Origin of the sequence: Campylobacter concisus (assembly GCF_003048985.1) — a bacterium.
Taxonomy (GTDB): Bacteria; Campylobacterota; Campylobacteria; order Campylobacterales; family Campylobacteraceae; genus Campylobacter_A; species Campylobacter_A concisus_AY.
This window is the reverse complement of the sequence record NZ_PIRS01000011.1, coordinates 68936-79476: the sequence shown is the minus strand read 5'-3', so window position 1 is coordinate 79476 and position 10541 is coordinate 68936. Positions and strand designations below refer to the sequence as shown.

General features: G+C 33.3%; 11 protein-coding genes and 1 pseudogene. All 12 read right to left on the bottom strand.

The annotated features are described in order from the left end of the window. Positions 1–802 (bottom strand): DNA topoisomerase (locus CVS91_RS08135; protein ID WP_199906250.1); only part of this gene is annotated, 802 nt, incomplete at its 3' end. After that, positions 799–1371 carry an AAA family ATPase gene (locus tag CVS91_RS08130; RefSeq protein WP_103617584.1) on the bottom strand — a complete coding sequence of 191 codons (573 nt, stop codon included), beginning with the start codon at positions 1369–1371 and terminating at the stop codon, positions 799–801. The genes CVS91_RS08130 and CVS91_RS08135, both read right to left, overlap by 4 nt. A gap of 267 nt (positions 1372–1638) precedes the next feature. Then, positions 1639–2385 (bottom strand): hypothetical protein, encoded by a 747-nt coding sequence (locus tag CVS91_RS08125; RefSeq protein WP_103568028.1) that lies wholly within the window; start codon positions 2383–2385, stop codon positions 1639–1641. 34 nt (positions 2386–2419) lie between these two features. Then, positions 2420–3391 carry a hypothetical protein gene (locus tag CVS91_RS08120; RefSeq protein WP_103589006.1) on the bottom strand — a complete coding sequence of 324 codons (972 nt, stop codon included), beginning with the start codon at positions 3389–3391 and terminating at the stop codon, positions 2420–2422. After that, positions 3391–4095 carry a TrbM/KikA/MpfK family conjugal transfer protein gene (locus CVS91_RS08115; protein ID WP_107831482.1) on the bottom strand — a complete coding sequence of 235 codons (705 nt, stop codon included), beginning with the start codon at positions 4093–4095 and terminating at the stop codon, positions 3391–3393. The genes CVS91_RS08120 and CVS91_RS08115 overlap by 1 nt, the downstream gene beginning before the upstream one ends. Next, positions 4052–4522 carry a cag pathogenicity island Cag12 family protein gene (locus tag CVS91_RS08110; RefSeq protein ID WP_181000159.1) on the bottom strand — a complete coding sequence of 157 codons (471 nt, stop codon included), beginning with the start codon at positions 4520–4522 and terminating at the stop codon, positions 4052–4054. The genes CVS91_RS08115 and CVS91_RS08110 overlap by 44 nt, the downstream gene beginning before the upstream one ends. 16 nt (positions 4523–4538) lie before the next feature. Further along, entirely contained in the window at positions 4539–4760 is a 222-nt protein-coding gene (locus CVS91_RS08105) for a DNA-binding protein (protein WP_103568025.1), read from the bottom strand. Between the two features lie 342 nt (positions 4761–5102). Continuing rightward, positions 5103–6917 (bottom strand): annotated as a pseudogene (locus CVS91_RS08100) (type IV secretory system conjugative DNA transfer family protein); the annotation flags it as partial. Further along, complete coding sequence (locus CVS91_RS08095; RefSeq protein ID WP_107831478.1) at positions 6914–7915, bottom strand: ATPase, T2SS/T4P/T4SS family; 1002 nt, start codon at positions 7913–7915, stop codon at positions 6914–6916. The pseudogene CVS91_RS08100 and the gene CVS91_RS08095, both read right to left, overlap by 4 nt. After that, positions 7912–9057 carry a type IV secretion system protein VirB10 gene (virB10, locus tag CVS91_RS08090; RefSeq protein WP_223228592.1) on the bottom strand — a complete coding sequence of 382 codons (1146 nt, stop codon included), beginning with the start codon at positions 9055–9057 and terminating at the stop codon, positions 7912–7914. The genes CVS91_RS08095 and virB10 overlap by 4 nt, the downstream gene beginning before the upstream one ends. Beyond that, positions 9044–9991 carry a P-type conjugative transfer protein VirB9 gene (virB9, locus tag CVS91_RS08085; protein WP_103610262.1) on the bottom strand — a complete coding sequence of 316 codons (948 nt, stop codon included), beginning with the start codon at positions 9989–9991 and terminating at the stop codon, positions 9044–9046. Before virB9 ends, virB10 begins: the two co-directional genes overlap by 14 nt. Continuing rightward, positions 9992–10540 (bottom strand): hypothetical protein, encoded by a 549-nt coding sequence (locus tag CVS91_RS08080; RefSeq protein ID WP_103568021.1) that lies wholly within the window; start codon positions 10538–10540, stop codon positions 9992–9994. Between the last annotated feature and the right edge of the window lies 1 nt (position 10541).

Below are 10541 nucleotides of genomic sequence, written 5' to 3'. Positions count from 1 at the left end.
CCAATCTTTTATTTGCGTACTCTTGTAGTTGTGAGGTTCTAAAAGGTACTTTAGGCTTTTGTTGTGCCTGCTTAACATCAATTTTATATACCTTTGCTAGGCTACCAGCTAATTCAGATATTTTGGCATTTGCTTCATCTTTGTCTGTAAATATATTGTCATTTACCGCATTAAATTCTATGCCGTCTTTTGTTTTAAGCTTTACTTTTATTTTATAATCGATCTTTGCGTTTGCCTTATTTTCTAGAAATTCTTTTATTTCCAATTCTCGCTTTACAATTAGAGCAAGAGCTGGGGTTTGCACCCTGCCTACGCTATTGTTTTTATCATTTAGCTTATTGATGTATGTTGGCGACATAATAAATCCCACCAACTTGTCGCCTACCGCTCTTGCCTTGAAGCTATCAAATTCTTTTAAATTTGAGTTTGCAAAAGGCACAGCACTATCTAGTCCCTTTTTTATTCCACTCTCTGTGATCTCGTGAAATTCTGCACGTTTAACGCTTTTTGCTATATTTTTAATAGTTTGATAAACCATATAGCCTATTCCGTATCCCTCTCTATCAGGGTCTGTCGCAATTACGACATCTTTCCCTTTGCAATCATTGAATATTGCATTTATTCGGCTTTTGCTATCTTCTTTGAAATCAAATATTGGCTCATAGTTCTTAAAATCAACCACTATTTGATTTGTAAGCTCTTTAAAATGCCCTTTTGTAGCATAAACTTTTGCTCCAGTTATTTGCTCTATCTTATTGACCTTGTTTGGACTTTCAATTATGATTATTGTGTTTTCGTTCATAGCTCTAATCCTTTGCTTTGATTTTGGTGTTCTTTCCATTGTTTTGATTTTTCAATCATTTTTAAAACTTCCTTGATTTGCGTGTTTCTGTCTATAATCATAAACGTTTCATCTCTAAGAATAGACGAAGCCAGCATTCTTTCTTGCAATTTTTGGCTTTGTGCGTATGTGTGAACTCTGCTTTCCATTGTGTAGTCCTGTTTGGCTTGTTTGTCAAGTTTTAAAAAGAAGTTGATACTCGTATAGAAGTTTTTACATTTTTTTATGAGTTCATTTGTTCTTTTCTTATCTTTTGGATCGCAATAAAATTTACCAAGCTCTATAGGGCTGTCACTGATTGCTATGTCGTGCTCTTTAAGCACTTTGGCGATGTTTAACATCTGTCCTTTGGTAACGTATGGCTGGTCTTTTAGCCTCTCTTTTTGGTTGTTTTCGATGAGTTCCGTTGCAAATTCCGAAATTAAGCCAACATCTATTCTTTTTTCTCTCATGTATTTTTTTAAATTTTTAGCTAGCGTACTTTTGCCAGCTCCTGGACTACCATAAATATTTATTACCAATTTATTCATTGCTTTATTCTCCTACTTTTATGGAGCTACATATCCGCCACGAAATGTTTTATACTTTTCATATAAGCCCTTTAGCTATTGCACGTGCAAGTTCAGGTTTTTCTGCTATAAATAATCTACCCATTTTGTATCCTTCATTAATTTTTTAAATTGTTTTAAATTGTTTTTTATATTTTTATACATTTTAAAATTATTTTTTATTATAATTTTTGAAGGGCTAAAAGTAGCAGTTTTAGCCCTAAATACAGCAAAAAAGTTGAAGTGAGACTATCTATCAAAACCTTGACTTTTTTGCTCTTGCTTTAATTCGCCATTTAAAATTTCAGCACCTTTGCTTACTGATTTTGTGACTGCTTTCATGGTTTCTGGCAATACGACTATGCCTTGTTGCTTAACAAAGTCATAATTCATTGTTACGGCTGATCTGTCTGGAATTTTATTAACGATTTCCATAAGTTTTGGATTTTTAGCCAATGTCTCATTTTTTTCAGCGACCAGACCCAAGTTAAAGCCTTTGGAAATATTGCTTAAAAATTCTTTCTCGAGGGCACTATCATTTGTAACGTCAAAAGAGTAACCTTTTACGCCATTTCTATTTTTTGTAGCAAAAATTCTCTCTTGCTGTTGAACTATTTCGCCAGCTTCGTTTTTAATCTCTGGGCGAATTGTAATTGCCATTTTATGAAGACTATAAGCTTGACCAGTCTTATCGTTTATGCCATTGTGTATCCAAGTAGATGCTGTATAGAAAGTGTGCTTTTCGTTTTGTAAGCCGCACTCTATTTTTACTGGGTGATTGCGACAATCAACACCATTGAGAAAATTTCTAGCATTTTCTATAGCATAAAATGCTTTTACTGCACCAAGTTCTATTTCTTTTCCATCTTTTTCGTATGGACGCTCCATGCCAAAGCCAATTAATGTTTTGTTTTGTTCTGGTAATTCAGTTTTGCTTATGAAAATTGTTGCAAGGTTCTTTTCGTTGCCGTTTTCTGTTCTGTCAAAATCTGCCATTGTTTTATCCTTTTAATTTAAAATTTTTATAACGCTATTTGATTAAGAAAATAGCGTAACCGATAATTCCACCAAGTGCCAAGCACATCATAAAAAGTAATCCTGTTAGTGCGTATCCTCCTTTTTTTAAATTTTTTAGTATTTTTGTTTCATTTTCTCTAATTTCTTTATACTCAGCTAGATTTACCTCAAAAACTTTTAACTGATTGTTTAAATTAGCGATCATATTCTCACTAAATCTTTTATATTCATCTCCAGTATCATTTAGCCTTATGTTTATCTTGTCCTTAAAAACCTCAATCTTATTTAGCTCTTCTTCAAAGAATTTGTTTTGATTTGCAGCAAAATTATTAAACTGCATAGTCATCTCGTTAAAAGCATTTTCTTGATCTTGCATGGTTACCTTGACTTTAGTGATGTCTGCGATGCTTTCAAATTCTTTATAGTCTTGAGCTATTTTCCTAATAGCAAGTGTATTATTCATGAGAGCCATAAATTCTTTACTAGGAGGATTTAGCATAAATTCATTTAGGTATTCAAAGAGTTGTTTAAGCTTTGCACTCTCATCCATAAGCGATTGAACCATTTTAACGTATCTACTGTAATCTGCATTATTTTCTGTTGCAAATCTTTCAAAGGCTTGTTGAACCAAATTTAGCTCACTATTAAACATGTTGAAACTCATGTCAACTCTTTTTTGGTAGTTGGAATAATCCAAGACAGAGACAACGCCTTTTTCGCTTATTTTCAATCCAGCTTTTTCAAATTTAGAATTTAGCTCCGCCACTTCATTCTTTAAAATATCAGCTGTTGTATTACGCTCATAAACTAGTCTTTCAAGTCTTTCTTGCAATTCTTTTTTGCCTTGCTCTACATCATCTAGCTCGTTTTTGGCATTTTCTGCCTCTTTTTGAAGCCTAGCTATGATTTCATCTTTGCTTTCGAGTTTTCTTATTGGTGCAACTTCAGATGAGCCAGTGCTATCAAATAGATTTTCATTTTCCATCAGTCTACCCAGCATGTTTTACTAAAATACTTCTTCTCAAAGAATAGGTATTGAGATATATGTTGACGACAACTCTGTCGCCAATGGTAACTTTTATTTATGTCGTCACATTTCGAAAATTCTGGATTTGGTTGAATTTCTTTTTTATCGCTACTTAAAGCGTTGTATTGAGCTTGACTTATAGTTTGTAGCTCATATCCTCTTTTCCATATACCCTCGTCATAAAACTTGGTGTCGCAAGTATATTTCAAGTCCTTAATATTTGTATAATTATGACGAGCAAGTCTTTTACAATATTCAGGCATGTTTGGGCTTATTCTAATTTGAGTTTGATATAGTCCTTTCTCACTATCCCAGACACGACGTTTGTCTAAATTCTTGTTAAGATCGCTAGCATCACATCCCCCACCTATCTCTGATATAGTATCAATCAAACTTGCGTAATCTTGATCTGTTTTTATAGCAGTATCGGTTGGACAAAGCTTTAAAAAATTTTTCCTCTTTTTTGCCGTTTCATGTGCCTTTTTTGCTCTTATTGAAAAGTATTTACTTAAACTTGCCGAACACTCACTTGGTCTTTCGCTACTTGATAGGCACAAAATAGCTTCGCATGCTAGTTTTGTATCCCCAGTAAGCTCATCAGCTCCATATACGGCACTATTAAAAATCAAACAAGTTAGTAAAGCTTTTGATATAATCTTCATCGTTTTTTCCTTTCATTCCAAAAAATAAGATATTTACGCGTTTTTTAGATTGTCCAATACTATCTACTGGATGAATAGCAATATTCTTACAACCATTGCTTGCCAAGTAATCTTTGTAGTCTTGGGCTATCTTTTTATTTCCAATAACTATGATCTTATCGGCATTGTGCGCTACATAAAATGTTTTAACAATCATATTATTTGGTATATACTCATCGTCACTTTTTTCAAACATTAAGTTATATGTCCAGTTATTTTGTTTTAAGAATGGATCTAGCGGAATATTGTGCCTTTCTTGCCTAATTAGCTCTTGGTTAATAGTGATTTGACTACTACTATCAAGTTCTATTGGCTTTGGTATGCTTGAACATCCAAAAAATAAAAAGGATATAGCTGCCATACTTGCTAAACTCGTAAATTTAATCATTTTGTCTCCTTGGAAATTACTTTTGTTCTATGTCTTCTAGCCATTGTTTGATGCTATCAATGTTGTATAAAATACGGTTGCCAATTTTTAAAAACGGCAAAGGTAAATGTTTTTGTCTATTCTCATCCGTATAGTTCTTTTGCATTCGTAACTTATTTTGAAGTCCTCTACTAATGCCAAACATCTCTTCCAGTTGTGCCGGTGTTATATATTTTTCATAAAAGCTTGTATCTTTCATTATCTACTCACTATAGTCTTGTCTTTCATCGTCTAATTCATCAAAATTTGGGCAACTAGCATTTTGAGCCATTAATTCTTCTATGCTATCGCTATCGTTGATTGTTTCTTCTGCTACCGGATCAGTATCGATATTTTCTACACTTTTATTTGCATTACTCGATTGTTCGACTATTTGTTGCTCGTAAAGCTTTTGAGTCTCTTCTTTTATTGCTTCATCTTTATCCCTTTGAAGTCTAAGTTTTTTTTCATATTCTTCTTGAGTCTCATCTATTTCATGAACTATTTCAGGTAAATTTTTATATCTAGAACTTTCATCATTATAAAGCTCTTTAAAGTATGCTTTTATATTTGCTGTGTTTTGAATAGGGACTTCTATGTTTGTCTCACCATTTTGAATAGCTTTCTCTAATTGATTGCGATTTGGTATCTTTCCACTTTCTTTCACTTTTATCTTATATTTATCTCCATCGATCACTCTAAGGCTTGGACTTACTTCTTTGAATTTGTTCATAAAGTAGCGATCTGAGTAGTAAAATGCCTTTTTTGCCATAATAGGTTTGCCATTATCAATCGTGATTAGCTCGTTTTCAAAAGGCATTTCTCGTAATTCTTGCGCAAGCATTAAGGCTCTACTTGTGTCACTTTCACTTCCTCCACCGCCTTGTCCTAGATTTCTACTCCTATTTTTAATGGTTTTTGTTCCTAAAATTTCGCTAATCTTTTTAGCATCCTCTTGTTCTCTTGGTGTATAAAAAATTTGGCAAGCATGGTTCGTAAGCAGTGTTTTAGCACCTTCTCTTCCATATCCATCAGGTTGATTTGCTTCAAGTTGTGAGTTTGATTGATAGATCATTAGGCTTCTTAGCCAATATCCAGCTATAAAGCTAATTGACTTTAAATATATTCCTAAAAAGCCTGGTGCAGTAAATTCATCCATTACCAAAAGCACTTTATATTTTAAATCGGGATTAGCTTGTGGTAGCTCTTTTGTATTTACCAAGATTAATTGCTGCCAAAATATGTTTAAAATTAGCTTTGCATTTGCCAATTGATCCGGAGTAATACCTACATAAATAGTCATTTTTTCTTTACGAAGATCTCTAAAATCAAAATCATTTGCTGAAGTAGCAAGCCTCATATTGTCATTTCTAAACATCATCAAAGGAGCATTGAAACTTGACATGACACCACTTTTTGTGTTATCACTATCAATCTTGAAATAGCTTTGGCAACGCATTTGAGCTTTTTTACCAATTAGTCCAAGCTCAGATAAAACATTATATGTATCATCAAATGCCTTGAATATAATTTTTCTATTGCCGTCTATATCAACTTCACCTTTAAAACCTTCGCTCATTTGCAAAATACCATATAGTGTAAAATCTATCTCCATATTTAGTGCTTTTAGGAGCGAAATGCCACCTTTTGAATTTAAAAGATCATGAACGATATAACAAATTCCTATAAATAAGTTTTGAGCTAGTTGGTTAAAAAACTGCGTAGTGCTATCGCCTGTCATGGGATATAAAATATTTGCAAAATCAGTTAGCTGCCCATCTGCATTATCGCTTGCCATATCAATATAAGCTAGTGGATTATATCTATGAGTGCGTTTATTGAATGGATCAAATAAATATACTTTTTGCCCTAGTATTTTTTCTCTATATCCGCTAGTAAAGTCAAAGCACTCTTGTTTAATATCTTGAACAACTGCACTCTCTTTCCAGTCAAGTAAATTTGGAATAACAATACCAACGCCTTTTCCGCTACGTGTTGGAGCGCCAAGCGATACGAACTGCTGACCGCCAAATCTTAAGAGGCGGTTTTGAAATTTACCAATGATTATTCCATCTCCATAAAGATCCATTTTCTTTACATCATTGGCATTTGCAAATCTTGCATCTCCGTGTAGGCTTTGTTTCTTTGGTAAAAATGGTAGTAAAAAAGCTAGAGTGAAACTTATTAAATTTGCAATAAAGTAAGCCAAATATGCTTTTGACCAGCCGTTTATCAGCATATCAAAAGTAAGCCCTAAATACCATATTTCTGGAAGCTTTTTAAAACTGTGATTTAGTCCAAAAAATAATACACTAGCCAATAAATAGCCTATAATTAAGGCAATTGCAATTAAAAAACCAATCTGCATTTTTTTCATTGCTTAGCGTTCCTTAAGCTAGACTCAACAAAAGCATTACCTTCATTATTTCTTATGAAATATTCGCCATTAGCCAAGTATTCTGTAACTTGACGTCTCTTGCCAAGACGCTTAAAAACTACGATGTAGTCAATTGTATTTGAAACAATATCAAGCAACATATCTTTACCTAGAACTTGGGCTTGAGTATTTTGCATGCTCATCATTACAAGACGATCTATGGCTGACTTAACACTACCAGCATGACAACTTGTCATACTGCCATTATGACCACTTGAAATCACATTTAAAAAATCATATGTTTCACCACCCCTAACTTCTGCTAGTAGAATTCTGCTGGGTTTCATTCTCAAGCAGCTCTTTAAGAGAGTTGTGGCATTTACTAGACTATCGCTTTTTGCCTCACTTGGATAAAAGAGTTGAACAAAATTTTTATGATCCCAAAATTTAATTTCCTCAACATCTTCTATAGTAATAATTCTTTCATCTAATGGTATAAAATCGATAAGCGTTTTCATAAAAGTAGTTTTTCCGCTACCAGTTTCACCACAAATAATAATATTCTTGCCATTTTCGATAGCTATTTTTAGTTCATTTGCCATATTTGCATCTATTGAACCATTATTAATGTAGTCATCTATCGTATAACGAACCTTGCTAGGTTTTCTAATGGTGATTGATATATGATTTTCTTTTGTAGCATTTGGTATAACTATTTGCACTCTCTCTCCAGTTGAAAGAATGCATGATAAAATAGGTTTTTGTCTTTCTATCTTATCGTTTTTATAAGCGGCACATGCATTAGCAAAAGATAGGGCAGCATTAAAGTTTAATTCACTTTCGTGACTAGACCAATTACCGATTATATCTTCAGTCCAAATTAGATTTCCGCCGTTGTAAGCTATTTCATTTATGCTTTCATCATCTAGATACTTGCCAAAATACTTTTTGACATAGCCATCCAGCATAGCAGATTTGTCTAATCCCACAGTGCTCATTTTCTTCTACCTATTGTAAGCTTATATACCTTACTAAAGTCTATATCACGATTGACGTAAACACCAACTATATCTCCTTGATTTCTATAAAGGACCGGTTTTATTTTTATAAATTCCTCAAGTGCAGTATTTGCCATTTGTTGTGTAGAGTCTCTAGTGTTTTCGCTATAGTCATAGCTATTGTCACGTTTACCATTTGCAGCATAATTAAAAACATCATCTACCATTGAAAGCAATATGCTAGCACCAAATCTTTTTAGCCATTGATGATCAACGTATCCTTGTAGACCGCTACCGCCTAATTCATCACTAGCACCACTTTGAACTGGAATGTTAATATTGTTTGGTGTTCTGATCTCGCTCCAAATAACAAAAATTCTATTCATTCCATCATTCATCTCTCCGCTTCTGAAGCTGCCAAAGATTTTGCTTCCCTTTTCAATTAAGAGAGTTACGCCATCTTTGCTATATACGTCTTCGCTAGTTGTGCAAGATATTCCGCCTTTAATTTGAGACACAAGTCTAGTGTCGAGCGAACAACCAATATATGTGCCTTTTTGAAGCAAGAGACTAGGGTTAAATTTGTCTTTTACGGCAATTTTTGGAGTGTATGTATTGCCTTCATAATCCTGGTCTTCTTCAAAACGTTTGGCTTGTTCTGCCCAAGATATGTTTTGGTCGGCAACATATATATCTTTTTTGCTTGAACTACTTGTTGCAATCGCCAAACTACTACCAGTTTTAAAAACTTTAGGCTTAAAAATAGTTTTTTGAACTACCGTAGTATTTGATAAAGGGTCTGGCTTGCTCGCTACTTGCACAGGCGTTTGTTGTGGTGCTGAAGCAGCTTGAAACTCTTGAAAATTCTTTTGAGACACTTCTTGCTGAGGCAACTCAAAATTTTTATTCTTTACTTCAGTTCCTATTTGTTGAACTTGTGATTTTACAGCATCATTTGCCTCTCTATTTTTCCCTAAAAAACTAAGACCAACCATAACAAAAACAACCAGACATAAAACCATGACCGCAATAACCATTAATTTTTTGCTTGGCTCATTTTCGACTTCTGGATGCTCATATTCAATTCTTTCAACTTGAGACTCTTGATTATTCATATTTTCATTACTTCTATTTTTGCTCATTGTCTATAATCTCTCTTTGAATATTGTCTTTATTAGTGCTGTAGGTTTTATCAAGTGGATTTTGACCATAGCCATTATTTATGATTCCGACTAACTTATTGCCACTTCTTAGTAAAATTTTTTTAGCTGTCTTGTGGATCACAACTACGTCATATTTGCCGTCTTTTTTGATATGAGTATTGAGGATGCTTTCTTTATTAGCATCATCAAAGAGAAAGACACTTGGTATAGTTTTAGTTGAGCTAAAACCAAGATATGTAAAGACACCATCATCATATGCATAATCAGGTGTTATAGTTTCACTATCTTTATTTACATGCATTGCAAAGTTCCAATTTCTAGGTATTGTATTTCTATCGATCTCTTTTTTATATAGTGCCTTTTCTTTTGCTGCTTTTTCGGCGAGTTCTTTTTCGGCTTTCTCTTTTTCTATCTTTTCTTTAGGGGTTGCATAATTAAAAGTTAGTTTGTAATTAATCTTGTTAGTCTCTCCTAGTTCCAAATCAAATGTATAAACTTTATCTTTATTTGTTGTGATGATTAGATTTGTCTTCCAATCAGCTGCATTTGGTTGAATAACCGAACTACCATAAAATTCTATTTGCTCACCACTTTCATTGGTCATATTTTGTTCTTCGGATTTTATGGTGTAACTCTTTGGTTTAATAAATAGATAGTTATCTTTATCCATTACTTCCCAACCATCGCTAAAACCAGTTGCTATATTTACGATGCGTTCATCTTTTTCAAATTCTATAATACTCACAAAACCCTCTTTACACTTAACTAAGACAACGTCATCGGCATTGTATGTTGCATACGTGATGCGTTTGTCAAATTTAGATAGCCTTGGAGTATTTACTGCGTGTAAATTTGCTATTGCTAAGAGTAAAATTATTGCAATATTAAATAATTTTTTATTATTTTTTATCATTTAAAATCTCCCAGTATTGTTTAAATATAAGCCACGATCTAGCTGTAATGTGTTGCTTTTTCTCGCCTTAGAACTTGTTTGTGGTGTTTGTGTAATGACTTGATTACTCTTCATGGGATAGCTTTTTCTTAAACCATCTATTAGACTATCACAACGTGCTCTCATCGTTTCAAATTGTTTAATAGCTGTATTTATTCGCTCTAATGGCGCCATTTCCTTTAGATATGCTATAAATTCATCATTTTTGCTATCTATAAAAAAGTCATAAATTTCACTATTGCCAAAGACTTGTCTTTGTTTTTTGTCTAACTCATATTCTTCTTGTTGTGCAGTGCGTTGCATATCAAGGATCATGTTGTAAGAATTTTTTGCCATATCTTCTAAATGAAAAATTCTAGCCCTAAGGGCTTTTAGTTTTCTCTCTGCTTCTTGTCTATTTTTAGAACTATTGAAAATAAATTTTAAAAAGCTATGCGTGAGCTCCTTATCTGAGAAGCATTGTTCGGCTTGAGTAAGCAAATCGTGCGTATATGCTGTTTTAAAATCCATT

Excerpts from the sequence above, each read along its gene's own strand:
- CVS91_RS08130 (WP_103617584.1), bottom strand. The coding sequence starts at position 1,371 with ATGAATAAATTGGTAATAAATATTTATGGTAGTCCAGGAGCTGGCAAA.
- CVS91_RS08125 (WP_103568028.1), bottom strand. The coding sequence starts at position 2,385 with ATGGCAGATTTTGACAGAACAGAAAACGGCAACGAAAAGAACCTTGCA.
- CVS91_RS08120 (WP_103589006.1), bottom strand. The coding sequence starts at position 3,391 with ATGGAAAATGAAAATCTATTTGATAGCACTGGCTCATCTGAAGTTGCA.
- CVS91_RS08115 (WP_107831482.1), bottom strand. The coding sequence starts at position 4,095 with ATGAAGATTATATCAAAAGCTTTACTAACTTGTTTGATTTTTAATAGT.
- CVS91_RS08110 (WP_181000159.1), bottom strand. The coding sequence starts at position 4,522 with ATGATTAAATTTACGAGTTTAGCAAGTATGGCAGCTATATCCTTTTTA.
- CVS91_RS08105 (WP_103568025.1), bottom strand. The coding sequence starts at position 4,760 with ATGAAAGATACAAGCTTTTATGAAAAATATATAACACCGGCACAACTG.
- CVS91_RS08095 (WP_107831478.1), bottom strand. The coding sequence starts at position 7,915 with ATGAGCACTGTGGGATTAGACAAATCTGCTATGCTGGATGGCTATGTC.
- virB10 (WP_223228592.1), bottom strand. The coding sequence starts at position 9,057 with ATGAGCAAAAATAGAAGTAATGAAAATATGAATAATCAAGAGTCTCAA.
- virB9 (WP_103610262.1), bottom strand. The coding sequence starts at position 9,991 with ATGATAAAAAATAATAAAAAATTATTTAATATTGCAATAATTTTACTC.
- CVS91_RS08080 (WP_103568021.1), bottom strand. The coding sequence starts at position 10,540 with ATGGATTTTAAAACAGCATATACGCACGATTTGCTTACTCAAGCCGAA.